The sequence below is a fragment of the Mucilaginibacter sp. UR6-1 genome (genome assembly GCF_020880975.1).
Taxonomy (GTDB): Bacteria; Bacteroidota; Bacteroidia; order Sphingobacteriales; family Sphingobacteriaceae; genus Mucilaginibacter.
Genome location: NZ_JAJIWP010000003.1, coordinates 282,455 through 301,059 on the forward strand (window position 1 = coordinate 282,455; position 18,605 = coordinate 301,059).

The 18,605-nt window shown below is 40.2% G+C and carries 16 protein-coding genes; all 16 read left to right on the forward strand.

The genetic code is table 11. The features are described from left to right. Positions 1-12 precede the first annotated feature (12 nt). Complete coding sequence (locus LJ707_RS11650; protein WP_228951103.1) at positions 13-2,415, forward strand: tyrosine-protein kinase; 2,403 nt, start codon at positions 13-15, stop codon at positions 2,413-2,415. A gap of 215 nt (positions 2,416-2,630) precedes the next feature. Then, positions 2,631-3,155 carry an ArsR family transcriptional regulator gene (locus LJ707_RS11655; protein ID WP_228951109.1) on the forward strand — a complete coding sequence of 175 codons (525 nt, stop codon included), beginning with the start codon at positions 2,631-2,633 and terminating at the stop codon, positions 3,153-3,155. A 35-nt stretch (positions 3,156-3,190) separates the two neighbouring features. Continuing rightward, complete coding sequence (locus LJ707_RS11660; protein WP_228951111.1) at positions 3,191-4,990, forward strand: ABC transporter ATP-binding protein; 1,800 nt, start codon at positions 3,191-3,193, stop codon at positions 4,988-4,990. A 20-nt stretch (positions 4,991-5,010) separates the two neighbouring features. After that, positions 5,011-6,147 (forward strand): acyltransferase, encoded by a 1,137-nt coding sequence (locus LJ707_RS11665; protein WP_228951114.1) that lies wholly within the window; start codon positions 5,011-5,013, stop codon positions 6,145-6,147. Between the two features lie 75 nt (positions 6,148-6,222). Further along, on the forward strand, positions 6,223-7,458 hold the full coding sequence (locus LJ707_RS11670) for an alcohol dehydrogenase catalytic domain-containing protein (protein ID WP_228951115.1): 1,236 nt from the start codon (positions 6,223-6,225) through the stop codon (positions 7,456-7,458). After that, positions 7,458-8,327, forward strand: coding sequence for a hypothetical protein (locus tag LJ707_RS11675; protein WP_228951116.1), 870 nt, complete (start codon positions 7,458-7,460; stop codon positions 8,325-8,327). Before LJ707_RS11670 ends, LJ707_RS11675 begins: the two co-directional genes overlap by 1 nt. Further along, positions 8,327-9,400 (forward strand): Ldh family oxidoreductase, encoded by a 1,074-nt coding sequence (locus LJ707_RS11680; protein ID WP_228951117.1) that lies wholly within the window; start codon positions 8,327-8,329, stop codon positions 9,398-9,400. Before LJ707_RS11675 ends, LJ707_RS11680 begins: the two co-directional genes overlap by 1 nt. 16 nt (positions 9,401-9,416) lie before the next feature. Next, a complete protein-coding gene (locus LJ707_RS11685) occupies positions 9,417-10,136 on the forward strand; it encodes a cytidylyltransferase domain-containing protein (protein WP_228951118.1) in 720 nt (239 codons plus the stop codon). A 35-nt stretch (positions 10,137-10,171) separates the two neighbouring features. Next, the gene (locus LJ707_RS11690) at positions 10,172-11,548 is read left to right on the forward strand and encodes a hypothetical protein (RefSeq protein ID WP_228951119.1); all 1,377 of its coding nucleotides are present in this window, start codon (positions 10,172-10,174) and stop codon (positions 11,546-11,548) included. Between the two features lie 23 nt (positions 11,549-11,571). Beyond that, on the forward strand, positions 11,572-12,654 hold the full coding sequence (locus tag LJ707_RS11695; protein WP_228951120.1) for a glycoside hydrolase family 99-like domain-containing protein: 1,083 nt from the start codon (positions 11,572-11,574) through the stop codon (positions 12,652-12,654). A gap of 2 nt (positions 12,655-12,656) precedes the next feature. After that, entirely contained in the window at positions 12,657-13,679 is a 1,023-nt protein-coding gene (locus LJ707_RS11700; protein WP_228951121.1) for a hypothetical protein, read from the forward strand. Positions 13,680-13,684: 5 nt separating this feature from the next. Next, positions 13,685-14,584, forward strand: coding sequence for a glycosyltransferase family 2 protein (locus tag LJ707_RS11705; RefSeq protein WP_228951122.1), 900 nt, complete (start codon positions 13,685-13,687; stop codon positions 14,582-14,584). 2 nt (positions 14,585-14,586) lie between these two features. Further along, complete coding sequence (locus LJ707_RS11710; protein ID WP_228951123.1) at positions 14,587-15,486, forward strand: glycosyltransferase family A protein; 900 nt, start codon at positions 14,587-14,589, stop codon at positions 15,484-15,486. Between the two features lies 1 nt (position 15,487). After that, on the forward strand, positions 15,488-16,735 hold the full coding sequence (locus LJ707_RS11715; RefSeq protein ID WP_228951124.1) for an O-antigen ligase family protein: 1,248 nt from the start codon (positions 15,488-15,490) through the stop codon (positions 16,733-16,735). Positions 16,736-16,773: 38 nt separating this feature from the next. Continuing rightward, positions 16,774-17,640, forward strand: a complete 867-nt coding sequence (locus tag LJ707_RS11720; protein ID WP_228951126.1) for a glycosyltransferase family 2 protein — start codon at positions 16,774-16,776, stop codon at positions 17,638-17,640. After that, a complete protein-coding gene (locus tag LJ707_RS11725; RefSeq protein WP_228951128.1) occupies positions 17,637-18,359 on the forward strand; it encodes a hypothetical protein in 723 nt (240 codons plus the stop codon). Before LJ707_RS11720 ends, LJ707_RS11725 begins: the two co-directional genes overlap by 4 nt. Positions 18,360-18,605: the final 246 nt, after the last annotated feature.

Genomic DNA, 18,605 nt, shown 5'->3' on the forward strand with positions numbered 1-18,605 from the left:
CATCATCTAATTATGCAAGACGGAACAGTAACTGCTCAGAATGTGCAAAATACTGACGAAGAATCGGTTGATTTTAAGCAAATATTATTCAGGTACCTTTATCACTGGCCACTATACCTGGTAGCAGGCATAATTGCCATGTGCGCCGCATTCTTTTATATGAGGTACACACCTCCGGTATACCAGATGCAAACGTCGGTATTGATAAAGAATGACTCAAAGAACGGTTCAACACCGCAAATGGCTCTTAGTGAGATTGACCTTTTTTCGAACGGAAAAGTGGTTGAAAATGAGATCGAGATACTCAAATCAAAAGCCCTGATGGAAAAGGTTGTAACCAACCTTAACCTCGGTATTGAATATTACTCAACCAACGATATTATTGAAAGGCCTTTGTACAAGAATGGCCCTATCGAGATGTTCGCTATAGAGTTTAACCCAAACTCACGGTCGTATGAACTTCACTTTACTTATTTGGGTGGTAACAAGTTTGTGGTACAAAACAATGACGGAGAAAAGTTCAATGGCGAATTCGGAAAGATATATCACAAGTTTTTTGGCTCCTGGAAAATAGATAATACCAAGGATGTTAACGCGTTTAAAGGCCATGATATAAAGATCAAAATAGCCAAACCATACCTGATCGCTAACCGGCTTTTAGGTAGTTTGCTTATAACATTGCCTACAAAAAACGTTACAGTACTGCAAATAACGCTGGAGGATGTTATACCTAAAAGAGGTACTGATATACTTAACCGATTGATTTTTGAGTATAACAAAGCCGCGATAGAGGATAAGAACCTGGTTACCGAAAGTACGCTTAAATTTGTACAGGACCGTTTGGACTCATTAGGAAGCGAACTGAACATTGCCGAGCGCCGCGTTGAGCAATTTAAAAGCAGCGCCGGTTTAACCAATATATCATCTGAGGCGGATATGGTGTTGAAGAACATGCAAACCGTTGATGCCAAACTTAACGAGGTTAACATACAGTTAAGTGTGATAGAGGGTATTGAAAAATATGTGGCCAATGCCGATCAATCAGCTTCGGTACCAACTACCCTGGGTATGAATGACCCGGTTATGTTAGGCCTGATATCAACCCTTACCGACCTGGAGGCAAAAAAGAGCAGTATTTTAGCAAATGGCACCCCTAATAACCCATTGCTTGAGCCTTTGCAATCGCAAATAGAAGCATCAAAAAGAGCGATAAGTGAGAGTGTGCAGGTAATGAAAAACTCGTTATTGCTCACCAAGCGCGATCTTACATCTACAAACAGCAAGATGGAAGGTGCTATACGCCAGATACCTAAGCAGGAACGCCAGTTTATTGACCTGCAGCGCCAGCAAACAATTAAGGATAACCTGGTTACCTACCTGTTGCAAAAAAGGGAAGAGGCGGCGCTTTCATACGCTGCAACCATTGCCGACAGCCGCGTTATTGACGAGCCGTATGTTAATGATTCGCCAATAAAGCCTAAAGCGCAAATTGTATATACCCTTGCACTGGTATTGGGTTTAGTGGTATCAACCGGTTACGTTTATATTAAGGATCAGCTTAACAACAAGATAGCCAGCCAGCAGGATGTGATGGATAAAACCAAAGCGCCTATATTAGGCCAGATCATGTTCAGTGATGGTTTTGAGCCTATAGTAGTTAAGCCTAAAAGCCGTAAAGCAATTGCCGAGCAGTTCAGGGCATTCCGTACTAACCTGCAGTTTGTTTTTGGTGCCAAGCAGGAATCACATGTTACGTTGTTTACCTCCAGCATGTCTGGCGAGGGAAAGAGCTTTGTGGCGCTGAATCTTGGTGCGGCGTTTGCTATATCCAACCGCAAAACAGTGGTACTCGAGCTCGATTTACGTAAACCTAAAATATCAAGCAGCTTAGGTATCGATAACTCATTTGGTATAAGCAATTACCTGATAGGTAAAGCAACCAAACAAGAGATCATTAAGCAAAGCGATGTACACCCTAATCTTTACATCATAAGTTCAGGCCCTATACCGCCAAACCCGGCAGAGTTGCTGGAGCAAAGAGCGATGGATGAACTGATAGAGTACCTGAAAGAGAACTTTGATGAGGTGATTATTGACTCACCGCCGATAGGTTTGGTTACAGATACGCTTATCCTGGCCCGCCTGGCCGACCTGAGCTTGTACATAGTAAGGCACGGTTATACCCAAAAGAACCAGATACAAATACTTAACCAGTTGTACGAGGAACGTAAATTGCCTAAACTGGGTATTGTTATGAATGCTATCCAATCATCAGGCAGCTATGGCTACGGTTATGGTTACGGTTATGGTTATGGCTACGGTTATGGCTACGGCTATGGTTATTATTCTGACGATAATACCCGCACCAAAATGTCGTTCAAAAAGAAGATCGCCAAATTCCTGAGCCGGTTTTAAAAATATATTAGTTAACAAATGCTTATTGGTAAATAAGTATTTTATTAACAGAATGGCCATTTTAATGATTAAATGCAAAAAATGTAAACTATTTTTTGCATTTAATCATTTTTTTTGCCTTAATTTGTGATAAGATAATAAATGAGTAATAATACTACTCATTTACGATGTGAAAAAAGTGAGTTAAAACATCTACGTAACACGCTTTAAAAAATATGCTCGAAACGCTGATAACATCGAAAACCCGCATTAAATTGCTGTTAAAGTTTTTTCTTAACAGCGATACCAAGGCCTATTTGCGCAGCCTCGAGGCGGAGTTCGGTGAATCAAGTAATGCCATACGTTTGGAGCTTAACAGGTTTGAAGATGCCGGCCTGTTGGTATCATCAGCCTCGGGCAACAAAAAATTATACCAGGCAAACCGCTCTCACCCCTTTTTTAGCGAACTGAATAACATATTGTTCAAGTTTGTAGGCATTGATGAAATTATTGAAAAAGTATTACGCAGGATAGGCGACTTACAATCGGCCTATATAACCGGTGATTTTGCCCGCGGCCGCGATAGCCAGGTGATAGATCTGTTGCTGGTTGGTGCCGAGTTAAACCGGGCTTACACCGCCAAACTGATAGAAAAGGCCGAAAAGGTAATTAAGCGCAAAATACGATTGCTGATAATGGAGGCCGATGAGGCCGGTAATTATGTAGCCACCAATCAGGCTTTACTGATATGGGAGCGATAACTAATATAAGAGATGACCAAGCATACCACTGATAAATGAAACTGAATTTTAAAAACAACTTTATAGGCTACTTTCAATTTTACTATAATGTTATAGGCAACAAGCTGCTTTTAAATACCGGTTTGGGCATTATGGTAAGCTTTTTGGATGGTATGGGCTTAGCCATGTTTATGCCGCTGCTGCAATCAGTAAGTGATACCGGCGAGATGAAGTCATCAGGTAAATCAATGGGTAAACTTCACTTTTTGACTGATGCTATCACTTCATTCGGTTTCCAGATCAACTTAAATTCAATACTGGTAGTACTGGTATTGTTATTTGCAGTTAAAGGGGGGCTTAAATTTTTTCAGCAAAATGGCCAGGTGCAATTATGGTTTTACTTTATGCGGCGTATCCGTTTCGCGCTGCTGGCACAATTGCAGGGCTTAACTTACCGTAACTTTTTAAAGTTAGATACCGGGCGGGTGCAAAACACGCTTACCGGCGAGGTGGGGCGCTTAAACCAAACGGTAAAGTTTTACTTTAACGCCATACAGTCTGCCGTAATGCTTTTAACCTATGTGGCGCTGGCGTTTTTGGCCAACTATCAGTTTGCGCTTATTGTAGGCGTGGGCGCAGGTATATCAAGCTTATTATACAGGCGCATCTACAAATCAACCAAGAGTGCTTCAATGAGCATATCAAAAACCGGTAACCAGTTCAATAAGCTTATTACGCAATCTATATACTACTTTAAGTACCTTAAATCAACCAATTATTTTGAAAGTTTCTCTAATCACATTAAAAATGTTATTCGCGATTCTGAGGAATTTAATAAGAAGATGGGTTACAACGCGGCTATTACCAACAGTGTTAAGGAGCCGGTTATTATACTTATAGTTGCCGGGGTAATTTACTTGCAGGTAAGCTACATGGGTACCATGTTGAGTACCATATTGTTAAGTTTACTGTTGTTTTACAGAGCGTTAATGTCATTAGTACTGGTGCAAAACTATTGGCAAAGCTTTATACAAAACAGCGGTTCAATGGATTCGGTTGCTACCTTGTATACCGAGATGGCTGCAGGGCAGGAGCATGACGAAACCAAAACCTACACCGGTTTTGAACGCGGTATCATGATAGCCGATAGTTCATTCTCATATGATAAAGTTAAACCGATACTTGATCATGTTAACATCTCGATCCCTAAAAATAAAACAGTAGCTTTTGTGGGCGAAAGCGGTTCGGGTAAAACTACGCTGGCCAATATATTGGTAGGTTTGTTAAAACCCGATTCGGGCCAGCTTTTGGTTGATGATACCGCTCTTAACGATTTTAACTTAAATACCTTCCGTAACCGTATCGGTTATATCTCACAGGAAGCGGTGGTATTTAATGATAACATTTACAACAACATCACCTTTTGGGCGGAGCGTACTCCTCAAAATATTGAGCGCTTTAATAAAGCGGTTGAACTGGCATCGTTAACCACGTTTATTGCCGGTTTGCCTGATAAGGAAAATACTATGCTTGGCGATCATGGTACCCTGGTATCGGGCGGGCAAAAGCAGCGTATATCAATAGCGCGTGAATTGTATAAGGATGCCGATATTTTGATACTGGACGAGGCTACCTCGGCATTAGACTCAGAAACTGAACGTGTGATACAGGATAATATTGAGAAACTGCACGGTACTTACACCATGCTGATTATCGCGCACCGTTTATCAACCATAAAGAATGCTGATACCATTTACCTGCTTGAGCAGGGCAAAGTAGCTGCCAGCGGCACATTTGATGAGATGGTTGAAACATCTGAGCGCTTTAGGCGGATGGTTGAGTTGCAGGAAGTTTAAACCGGTTATAATTTTTGCAGATGAATAAGAACGAAAGAATTTTTGGACTCGACCTGATGCGCTGCATAGCGATATTGTTTGTGCTGTTCAGTCATGCCCGGTTTTACCTGCCAATTGCCGATCAGCAAAGCATTACCGTACTTGGTTTTTGGGGCGTTGAGCTTTTCTTTGTATTAAGCGGTTTTTTGATAGGGGGCATACTTATCAAAACTTTTGAAAAAGAAGCTACAGGTGGCTCATTAAAAACATTCTGGGTTCGCCGCTGGATGCGCACTTTGCCCAATTATTACTTTTTTATATTGGTAAATATTGCCTGTGTATTGCTGCTTAAACCACCGCACCTGCGCATACAGCATTTAAGCTGGTACCTTGTGTTTCTGCAAAACTTTGCCTGGGTCAAGCCATCATTCTTTAATGTATCATGGAGCCTTTGTATTGAGGAGTGGTTTTACATGTTTTACCCGTTGGCCGTGTTGTTTTTCAGGTACGTATTTAAATTCAGTATCAAAAACTCTTTTCTTACGGCAATGCTATTGTTCATAGCCGTGCCTATCGGTTTCCGTTTTTATTGTTTAACCATTAAGCATTACCATTTTTGGGAAACCCGTATGATCGTGATCAGCAGGCTGGATGCCATGATGACCGGTGTATTTGTGGCCTTCCTGAAATTTTATCACCGTAAGGCATATGAAAAACTGGTTGGCCCTGGCGCCATTATCGGCGGCATTATAGCGGCTGTGCTTTTTGTGTTCTATTTAAATAACAATGCCATGGAAGGCGTTAACCCGGTTATACAGGTTTTCTTTTTAACTGTAATGACCGTTGCTTTCGCGCTGTTTTTACCGGCCTGCAACAATCTCAAAACAAAAAGCTCAAATTTTGTTATTACGGCGATATATAAAATATCGCTATGGTCATACTCCATCTACCTGGTTAATTTTCCGGTAGTATATGTGCTTAATAAAGTGGAGGAAAAATTCGGCTTAAAGGGTGGTGTTTATTCATTGATATTTTTTGTGCTGTTCTTCGCTTTAAATTTATTTATAGCAAGTTACCTGTACAAATGGATAGAAAAACCTTTCCTGACATTGCGCGATAAGTATTTTAAGGAAGAGAAGCCGGGTACGGCGGTACCCGCGACACCCATAATCAGATAATTAACATTGAAGGGATAGTGCCGGGGCGATATATAACAGTATTAAAACAATTGTAATCAAATTGAGTAAATTCAGATGAGAAACTTACAAATTACTACCCGCTGGTTAAATAAGGAGCAAAAAACGCTCAAAACAACATTGGAAGAAGCCGGTGTTCGTGAGCTTAGGCAGGGTGAAATATTAGTTGAGATGCTTGCCATACCTATGCACGGAAGCTTTTGGCTGGCCTCGCACCCGGATGGCATACACCCTCGTCGTGATGAATTTATGATCGATGATGAATTTGTTTTTGGTAACGGTGGCGTTGGCCGTGTTATACAATCAAATGCAGATGCTCGTGAAATAGCCGTAGGCGATTATGTAACCGTATTTGGCCACGTACCCTGCGAGCATTATGATTGCTATGCCTGTACTGTACTACACCGATATACCGAATGCGATTACGGCGAAAGTACTATCATAGGCCATGGTAAACACAGTTACGATGGCTCATATGCCAAATACGTGGTATTGCCAAAATACTCATATGAGATATGCTATCGTAAACACGAAAATCCAACCATACAGCAATTAATGCCTTTCATGTTCGGCTTTTTGATTGCCGATGTGCGTAACGCGCTTACCCGCCATGCTGATTCATTAAGAATGCGCAGGCTATTGCTGGTAGGTTCAGGCTTTTCTGGCCTTATTGCCGCTTATATACATAACCGTACCTGTCCGGAATCAAGAATATTTGTGCTTGATTCATCAGAAGAACGCCTGGCAGTAATTAAAGCCATTGATCCGGAATCTATCGAAACCTATGTTTTACCTGAAGAAATAGTAGGCGAGCTGAACAACAAACAGCAAAGCCTTGGTTTCAGGCACGAACTGAACAGCAGCATTGAAGATATCGCCAAAAAAATGAAAACACATTTCGGCGGCCGTGGTTGTAACCTGTTGTTTGATAGTTCATCAGGCAACACAGCGCCTATATGGGATAACAAGAACATACTGAGCCCGTCAACCCATTGTATACCTTTTGGTTTCGGGTCGCACTATATATTGTTGAATAAGGATCTGATCCAGTTTTCAGGATTGAACATCATGATGTCTCGCGGGGTGGGTAACATCCGTAACCGTAAAGAGGTTATTGAGTTGATAAAGGCCGGTGCGAGCGCGTTTATTGAGGAACACCTGATTGAGCCGGCTATACGTTTGGAAGGTTTGGAAGAAGGAATAAAATATATTGACGAGATGCATAACCCGCCAAGGCCATTGCACCAGGTTGGTCATGCGTATATCATTCCGAATCCTAACTTCAATGGGTAATGAGGATCGACTTGTTACTTCTGATGTACAATCGTCCGGAGCACACGTTAAGTACGCTTGAGGGATTGGCTGTAAACGGCGTTGAGCACGTTAAAGCCTATCTTGATTACTCGGATAAACCCGAGGTGATCGAAAACCAAAAGCGCATACTTGATATTGTACACAACTTTAAAGGGCTGAACATTACGCTTACCCAGCGTACAGAGAAGTTTGGCCTGGCAAAAAGTGTACGCACGGCCATGAGCGATGCATTTGCCGATGGTGCTGATGCGGCCATATTGCTTGAGGATGATTGTGTATTAAGGCCGGGCGGCTATGAATTTTTCAGGCAGGGCCTAACCGAACTGAAGGATAACAAGAAGATACGCAGCCTTTGCGGCTACCTGTTTCCGAATTGTAACTTTATATTTGACCCCGAGGCGGATCTGCTGCTGCTTAACCGCTTTTCAACATGGGGTTGGGCAACCTGGGCAGACAGGTGGCAGCAATACGAGGTTGACTTGGCCAAGGTTGTAGCGTTGTTTGATACGATAGGCTTTTCGATAGAAGATTTTTCGAGCGATATGGCCATCCTCTCAAAATCTGAAAAGTTTTTAAAAGGACAAGTAGATATATGGAGCGTAAGCTGGATACTGCTGCATTACCTTACATCAACCTTTGCGGTTTACCCAAAAGAGGCCGTTATTGAAAATATAGGCCTGGATGGCAGCGGTGCCAATTGTGAGGATACAGAGGTATTCAAGGCAGGCAGTGCCAACTCCGTAATTAACCAGTATAACTGGAAGGGGCTAAACTACTTTTTAGAGAACGAAGAGATTATTAAAGATTTTATGGCCATCAATGGCTTAAAAACATATCCGAAACCATAATGGAGAACGTTACAGAATCAGCTATAAATGTAAATGCAGCCGCATTGGAGGCCTTCGCCCAAAAGCTGCTTTTGGCTGCGGGTTTTGATGAGCTTTCGTCGCGCACGGCAGCCGAGGGGCTGGTGCAGGCATCATTGCGTGGTGTTGATTCGCATGGTATACGTTTATTGCCTCATTATGTAAAAGCATTAAAGGCAGGGCGTTTAACCGCCATGCCTAAGTTTGAATTTGAACAGACCGGGCCAACTACCGGCATTATCAATGCCGACCATGCGCTGGGTTTCCCGGCAGGGCAAACAGCAATTGATAAAGCCATGGAAATAGCTGCCCAGCAAGGTATGGCAGCGGTAACGGTTACCAATTCATCGCACTGTGGTATGCTGGCTTATTATACCATACAAGCTGCAAAAAACGGTTTTTTTGCCTTAGCGGTAACTAATACTACGCCAAGGCTTATCCCGACAGGTTCAAAAAAAGCATTTTTAGGTACTAACCCGTTTTGTTATGCTTTTCCGTTGCAAAATGAAGAGCCTTTATGCTATGATGCCGCGACGACGCAAATTACAGGTAACAAAATTCAGTTATACCGCCAGTTAGGGCTTGCCTTACCTGATGGTGTGGCTGCCGATAAGGATGGCAATATCACGACTGACGCTAAAATAGCTGAGTTGCTGGTACCATTTGGTGATTATAAAGGCTTTGGTATTGCTTTATTGGTTGATATACTTTGCGGCGCATTGTGCGGTATGCCCAATGGCGATCAGGTAAGTGCCATGTATGGCTCTGATATATCGGGCAAAAGGCTGCTTGGGCAGTTTTACCTGGTGTTTGATATTAACAGGTTCAGACCCTTACAGGCGTTTGCGCAGGAACTTCAGGAAGAAATGGACCGTTTACGCGCTCTACCTTCAGTTGATGGTCGCGCTATTATGGCGCCCGGTGATCCGGAGAAACTGATCAGCGCCGAGCGCGCAGCATCAGGCATACCTTTGGAGCCCGAGATTTTTGCATCGTTGCAGTCGGTTGCTGATGAACTGAATGTAACCGGAATTAATGAGATAATTTTAAACTGATATACATATTCTTGACATGGAGAAGAAATCAATAGTACTGGCCATTACACCGGCAAGAGGAGGTTCAAAAGGCGTTCCGCGTAAAAATATTATCGATCTGGGTGGTAAGCCACTGGTTGCACATACTATTACACAGGCTAAAAAATCGGCATTAATTGATGAGTACATTGTTAACAGTGAGGATGCAGAAATTCGCCAGGTAGCTGAAAAGTGGGGTGCCAATACCATGACCCGTCCGGATATGTATGCCCATGATCAGATATTACAAGAGGTTGACCTGTTGCTGAAATGGACAGTTGAACAGTTTGAGGAAGCGAACCCTGACAAGCATGTTGATATTGTGGTGTTACTATATCCAACAGCGCCGCTGCGTAATGTATCAGCTATTGACGCTGCTATCGATCTGGTGAAAAACCAGGGTTATGATTCGGCACTGAGCTTATACTATGATACCCGTTACCTATGGAGCGTAACAGACGAAGGTACAACTGTTGAACCGCGTAACTACGATCCTAACAAACGTATGCCACGCCAAAAAGAATCATGGAACCAATGGGCAGAGAATAAAGCCATCTATGCCACCAAACGTGATATACTGTTTTCCATTGGCCGTATAGGCCCGAAATGCGGTTATGTAGAAATGGAAAAATGGCGCTCAATAGACATTGACGAGCCTGTAGACCTGGAAATGGCTCGCGCCCTATACCAGGCCAAAAAAGATATACTGGATTCGTAACAACTACCTATCAGTAGCAATTATCCCAAAATAACATGATCATCGGAAAAGAATATAAAGACAAGTTTCTTCCCCACTGGGAAAAATGGAAACGTGTAACTTTCCGCGGCTATAATTATGGGGGAATAATTGCGAATCAGTTATCTCATTTGCATCATGTTGATGGGGAGAATAAAAAGTATGGGATTATAGCTGAACTTAAATTTTTGTTAAAAAATCTACTTTATATAAACCATAGCATACCTATTTCAATAATCAAAAAGTCTGGAAATGGGTTACATAATGAAATTATAGGTTTTGTAATGGACGATGACAATCGTAGCGATTATATTAAGCAATGTAATAACGTTTTAAATCAGATAGATAATTATGATGTACGCGTTTTTACAATAAAAAATGATAATAAAGCTCAAAAACGATTTGTTATAGGTTCCGTGTTTAATAAATTTCTTATAATAGTAAAGGCGCTGTTCATTGTGCCTACGCGCCATTCTTTCAAGTTTCAATCAGTAGCTAAAAACATCAATTTACTTGCGAAGTGTCTTTTTTACTATGATGTAATTGAATATATAAGTTCAAAAGATTTTTTGAATAATCTGAATTTGCTAATTGTATTCTCAGATATGAAGCAGTACGGAAATATCTTTGTTCAAGCGGCAAAGAAGAAAAGTATTCTTACAGCAACATTGCAACATGGTATATACATTAAGCACAGAGATGATCAATATTCGCAATCAGCTATAAATTATCTTAATTCACCGGCTGATTATTTACTTGGTTGGGGAAGCAGCGTTGTAAGTGTTTTTAATTCTAATAATACACCTGCCAAAAACATATTATTATCAGGTAGTTCAGTTGAGGATTATAAAATAGATAATTTTTATAATACTGAGAATGTAGCGCCAATACCAACAAATAAGTTTATTCTACTATTTTCTCGTAGTACGCTTAAACAATCAAATACTGATATGTTGCGCATTGCGGGAAAAGTAGCGATGCAAACAGGTTATAGATTTGATGTACTAATGCATCCTACTAATAAACCAGAGCATTATGAATTTGACAAATACAACAACCTCAATCAAGTGTATCAAAATTCCTCAATGCTTTTAAGTTTAATTGAAACTTCCGATTTCTGCATTTGTCATTCAACTACGGTTTACTTTACGTCGCTATTAAAACGAAAAGCATGTTTTAGATATAGCGATGAATATTTTATTGATTATGGTGGACTTGATGATATGTTTAATAATGAAGATGAGCTTTTAGATAAAATCATCAAAAATAATCATGTTCTTGAGAATGAGAAATTGGAAAGAGTGGCGGCATTGTTAAAGCATCAGTTTGGACAGCAAGAGTACTCCTATAAAAAAAGTATACAAACATTATTAAGCCAAACTGTTAAAAGTTAAATTATATCCTGTAAAAATTTATCATGAATAAAAAAGCCAGAGTAATTGCATTTTATTTACCACAGTTTTACCCTATACCTGAAAATGATAATTTTTGGGGTAAAGGCTTTACAGAGTGGACAAATGTAGCGGCAGCCAAGCCTCTTTATAAAGGTCATAAACAACCGGTTATTCCTGGAGATTTGAGCTTTTATGATTTACGATTACCTGAAATTAGAGAGGCACAAGCTAAATTGGCGAAAGAACATGGAGTGGAGGCTTTCTGCTACTGGCATTATTGGTTTGGCAGAGGTCGTCGTATACTTGACCGTGTTTTTGATGAAGTAGTAAAATCAGGTACACCAGATTTTCCATTTTGTCTTGGATGGGGTAATGAAACTTGGTCGGGTATATGGCATGGTTCACCGGGTACCGTGCTTATAAAACAGGAATATCCGGATGTGAAGGATTTTGAAGATCATTTTAATACAGTTTTACCGGCTTTTTTGGATAAAAGATATTTAACCGTTGATGGTAAACCATTATTTCTTATATATCGTCCGGGGGATAAAGATTTTGATATAAAGCTTTTTGTTGAAACGTGGCAAAGGCTTGCAAAGCAAAACGGGCTTCCTGGAGTATATTTCGTTGGTGTACTTAACGGAAAAAAACCATCTGAAGTGAGCATGGATGCCCTTGTATCAAATGCTATTAGCCCGGTGGTAACGCAAGTTGAAAAGAAAAAATACGGAAATATTCAGATGAAAGCTCGACGGAAGTTTCCGTTGTATAACTCATTTTTTTTACCACGCAGAATATCATATAAAGATTTTATCGCCCAACAAGAAGCAGATGGACTGCCCGAAGGTTATTTGCCTAATATAGTACCACGTTGGGATAATACGCCACGAAGTAAAAAAAGAGGAGTAGTGCTGATGGATTCAACATCAGAACTGTTTGAAGTGCATGTTAATAATGTTATTAAATCGATCCAAGGTAAACCAGAACAAGAGCGTATAGCATTCCTTAAATCATGGAATGAATGGGCTGAGGGCAATTATATTGAGCCTGACCGTGAAACAGAGAATGCATATTTGGAAGTATTGAAAAAATGCATTGAGGATTGAATATGAAAGTTTTAATGACATCAAATGCGAATAATCCTTACATAACTGAACTTGTAAAAGGATTGTCGACAGCACTGGAAATCAAGAATTCAGTTAATGATTTTTGGGAATCTGATGACATTTTTGATGTTGTTCATATACAATGGCCCGAAGAGTTATTTAAATGGTTGCCACCATCTGCTAAGGAAGTGGACAAGTTTAAATATCGCCTTGAAATATGGAAAGAACGAGGGGCTAAAATTGTGGTTACAAGGCATAATGAATTGCCAAATAAAGAGAATGCTTTCAGCTTTAAGCCACTTTATGATCTATCATATTCGATAGCTGATGCAGTAGTACATTTAGGCCAATACAGTTTTGAACACTTAGCTGATGGTAGAACAATTAATCGAATCATACCACATCATATTTATACAAGTTATCCAAATTCAGCTAATCGTAAGGAAGCTCGAAATGAGCTTGGCATACCTGAAAAAGCTAAAGTTATTTTATGTTTTGGTAAAATCAGGACGCAGGATGAAAAGAAATTTATTTTTAATGCATTCTCAAAAATAAACATAACTAATAAATATCTCTTGATACCAGGGTTTTTTGAAAGATTGTCTTTTAAAAACTATCCGTTAAAAAAAATATCTATAAGGTTAAAACATATTCTAAAAAAAATGTTTTCCAATCAGTGGCTTGGTTTTAAGTTTGTGCCACATAATAAGGTACAGATTTTTTTTAATGCTGCTGATGCTGTTCTAATACCGAGGCTCGAAAATTTGACATCTGGAGTAATCTATTTATCTCTGGCATTTAATAAGTCTATAGTTGGGCCTGAAAGCGGAAATATTACTGAGATGTTAGATAAGTTTGGCTTTCCAAAATTTAATGCAACAGATGAATCATCTGTAATAGCTGCATTAGAGAAAGCATTATGCACGGAAGAGTTTTGTGATATTTCAGAAGCAGATAAAGTACAATTTTCTTTGTCTTATTCGGTCAAGCAACATATAGACTTATACACCACCCTAACCCAATAACCCCCATGTCCTCCCATACCCCATATATTACCATCATCATACCCACTTTTAACGATTGGGATCGGTTGGCGCTATGTTTGGGGGCGTTAGCCGGACAAACTTATCCGGTTGATAGGTTTGAGATAATCGTGGCTAATAATAATGCGAATGACAAGGTGCCGGATGGATATGATCTACCTGGCAATTGTAAGGTGATCACCGAGTCTAAGCCAGGGTCATATGCGGCGCGTAATGCAGCGCTTAAAATTGCAAAAGGAGAGATATTAGGTTTTACTGATTCTGATTGTATACCATATGCTAACTGGATAAGTACCGCGGTCAATCATTTTAATAATCATCCGCAGTGTTACCGTATTGGTGGTAGTGTTGAGTTGTTCTATCAATCGGCTAAACTTACAAAGGCCGAACTGTACGAAAGTGTTTTCGCATTTAACCAGGAGCGTTATGTTAACGTTGAAGGTACGAGCATTACTGCCAATATGTTTACCAAAAAGGAAGTATTTGATGCTGTAGGTGTGTTTGATGATACGCTGATGTCCGGTGGAGATTATGAGTGGGGCGTGCGGGCATTAAAAGGCGGTTTTGGTATTGATTATGTACCTGAACTGATCATCAAGCATCCGGCCCGGCATGATCTGAAGGAAATTGCTAACAAAGCGCGTCGCGTGGGTGGCGGACAAGCCGGTTTCCAGGAAAACAAAAAAGTAAGCAAGCTGGGTTACATGATCCGCTTTGTGAAAGAGGTTAGGCCCACAGGTGGCGATATCCGGTATATCCTGAAGAAAGGCAAAAATCTTTCATTAAGCCAAAAGCTCGACGTTTTTTTTGTACGGTATTATCTCAAGGCAGTACGTTCGGCAGAGCGATATAAAGTATTAACAGGCAAAAAAGCCAGCAGATTTTAGGCATGAAGTTTTCGGTCATTATACCTACATATAACCGTCCCGATTTTTTGAGGGAAGCATTAGCCAGTGTTGCCGCGCAAACTTATAGTAATTATGAGGTGGTGGTGGTTAATGATCATAAGCCTGATGAGGATATTGTAAACAAGGTGTGCAGCGAGTTCAACAACGTAAAGGTTATACACCACGAGGTATCAATGGGCGGTAATGCTGCCCGCAATACAGGTATCAAACAGTCGGACGGGGCGCTAATAGCATTTCTGGATGATGACGATCTGTGGTTGCCAACCAAGCTCGAAGAGCATTTTAAGGCTCACCAGGCTGGCATAAATGTAGGGTTGGTATACTCGGATTGTATATTGTTTAGTGATGAAAGCGATAAAACGAGCGAAGCGAAGCGTGATCTGCCTGCAGATGTGCTGAATGCTATGCGGCAGGGTGATTTTTGCCCCATAACAACTACTTGTGTAACCGTTACCAAGCAGGCGATAGAGGAGAGCGGATTATTTGATGAACAACTTATATCATTCCAGGATTGGGATATGTGGTTCCGTATAGCGCATAAATACAAATTTGCACATGTGGCTAAATCGCTCATTAAGTTCAGGGAGCATTTTGGCGTACGCACATCAAAATCAATTGATAAACGTTTAAAGGGCTTGAGCCAGGTAGTACAAAAGTGGAAAAGTAAGGTAGACATGTCAGCGTTTAAAAGCATATTTTTGCGCAGAACTTACTATTTTTATGCTTGCGATCTTATAGCTACAAATAATAGGTTAAAAGCGGTTTCTTATTCGTTTAAACTGTTAAACCCGGTTGTATTGAGTATCGATTCTGTAAAAAGATTTATAAAGGTATTGGTTGGTGTAATGCGTCCGGCGCGTGCATCCCAACAAAACTTATAACATGACGCTAAAAAAGAATTTAGCTTTTATTTCGGTTTTTATGCTGATAGCTACCTCCGGGATACCATTCTTCCAGGGGCAGCTACCATTAATTCTTATAAGCCTAATGCTTACCGGGCTTACCTTTTTAATGCATACCAACAGGCAGGTTGACAGGCGCTTTCTTTTTTTTGTTGTTTTAGTGCTTTTGTTGCAAATATTTCAAGGCGCAACCGGTGGGCAATACTTTTGGTCAACATATTTTGGATTGATCATACGGTTTATATGGGGATACCTGGTTATACGTGTTACAAAAATTAACTTCCTGAAGTTATACGTTAAAATACTCTATTTCTTTTCTTACATCAGTATTTTCTTTTACCTGGCAATGGTACTGATACCTAACTCACAAGCCATTTTTGAAAAGCTTTCATCACCATTTGCCTTTTTTCCATTCACACCAACAGTTGAAAATGCGCAAACTTTTCACATTATTATATATAATTTTCATGGCTACAGGTATCTAACTCAATCCAATGAGTCGTTACAAATGATACGTAATTGCGGGCCGTTTTGGGAGCCGGGAGCCTTTGTAGGTTTTTTGATAATGGCATTGTTCTTTCTGTACATTTCTGAGGGAACCATCAAGAATAAAAAAGGCTTGATATTTATTATCGCTATGATAACCACATACAGCACAACAGGTTACTTAGCACTTATGCTGTCGTTATATGTATTATTAAAGGCTGAATTTAACCGATATAAAGTAATCGTTATACCCTTACTTGCAGCGGTCTCTCTTTTTGCGTTTTTTAATGTGGCATTTCTTAACAACAAAATTAAAGACCAAAGCGCGCGCGATTCAGATAAATCACGTTTTGGCTCTGCCGCTCGTGATCTTGCATTTTTTATCGAAAGCCCGCTTTTTGGTCAGGGCCGTAATGCGGAAAGTGCGTACGGGCAGGCCACTTCGGGCGATGCCACCACTAATAATGGTTTAACCAGTACACTGGCCGGTATGGGGCTTTTGTACATGATAGCCTTTTCGTGGATGATGATCTACTCTTTAAAGCGGTTGAGTAAATTTTATCAGCGGCGTTCGGTGGTCCCGCTTTATTTTATCTTCCTGCTTATCAGTTTTTCTGAAACATATTATACCATACCATTTTTTATGAGTCTGGCATTTTTATATGTTATCACAGATTATAAGGCAAGATCAGCAGTAAAAACCGGATTAAATATCCCGCCGGTCAAAGTGTCATACACTTAGCACAAGCTATTGAGTTAAAAGGTACAGTTTATTAATATATGAAAGTAGCATTAGTTGTCCCAACATTTAACAGGAGCCAGATATTGATGAACCTGGTGGGTTACATCGAAAATCAAACAGTAAAGCCCGATCTTTTTATTGTAGTGAATGATGGATCTACTGATAATACATCAGCATTACTGTCTGCCCATCCTTCGGTTATTGAACTTAAGGGAGATGGTAACCTTTGGTGGACAGGTTCAGTAAACCTTGGCATACAATACGTGCTTGATAATCATAAGGATATTGACCATATCATTCTTCAAAACGACGATGTTATCATTGCTGATGACTGGCTCGAAACATTGATAGAAGTGGGAGAACAGAACCCTAAAGCGCTGGTAGGATGTGCTGCGGTTGATTATCGCGATAAGCAATCAATTACCTATGCAGGTAAGTATACCAATAGCTGGTTTGCCTTTAATAGTTTTGTTTATAAAGGTAAAAAGCTGGATGAAATAGACCGCGAACTGCCTATCTATCCGTTCGACCTTATTGGCCGTGGCATATTGATACCGGTTGAGGTATTTCATAAAATAGGCCTGTTTGATGCTGTGCACTTTAAACATCGTGGTGATACTGAGCTGCCTTTGAGGGCCAGAAAAGCGGGCTATAAACTTATACTATCCTTTAAACCGCTGGTTTTTGAAATGCCTGATAAAACTCACGGGGTTGACATCAAGCAAAAATATACTTTTAAAGATGTTAAACCTTTCTTTTGGGATTTCAGGTCATCAACCTATATAAAATACCGTTTTTATTACTCAAAAATAGTGGCTGATAACCCGGTACAGTTCCTTACCTTTTTTACATTTAGTTTAATGGCGCATTCACGCAAATTTCTCAGGAGATTTAAACTGGTATGAGCAGTCCGTTACGCTATTTAAGGGGATTATCGCAATCGTTAAAAAAGCTGAGCCCGTCATTACACGGTAAAGTGCTCAATATGGCCAGCCGTTCGTCCGAGCTTTTTATGCTTAAAATTACCGATAAAGGTAAGGCGAACAAGGTTGAATACAGCAACGTATTGTTCAAAACAGTTAGCATCAAGTTTAATGGCAATAACAATACGGTGATATTGGGTAAAAATTCAAAGCTGCTAAACGTATCAATATATATTAAGGGCAGCGGCCATACTTTAACCATTGGCGAAAATTGCATCATGCAAAATACTAAGCTTTGGTTTGAGGATGATAACAGTACTATTACCATAGGCCAGGGTACTGATATGCGCGGGGCTGCCATAGCGGTTACTGAACCATCGGGCAAAATTACTATAGGTGCGGGTGGCCTGTTTGCCGCCGGGCTTGACATCCGCAATGGCGATTCGCACTCCATATTAGATAAAGCCACCGGGAAGCGCATCAACTACGCCGTTGATATTACCATTGCCGACCGCGTTTGGATAGGCCGTGATGTATCTATACTTAAAGGGGCTAAAATAAGCAGCGAATCCGTTATTGGTACACGATCATTAGTACCGGGTAAATATTATCCGCCTAACAGCTTGATAGCAGGTGTGCCGGCCAGGGTAGTTAAAGAAAATATTACCTGGGATGCAAAACGTATTTATGACAACCAATAAAGGGTTAATTGATTGATATGAGCTGTTTTGCAGAAAAAACATATAATTGATTAATTTATTATTAATATTCTATTTTTTTAAAGGTATTTTTAAAAAAGTAATATTTAATTATTACTTTCGTGAAATTGAATACATTAATACCTGCCTAAATTTTATTTATAATTATAGTTAACAAACCGGGTTATTAAACAAACATTCAATAACTGAGGATAAATGGTGTAGTCGGGGTCCTCGTTAATCGTTATA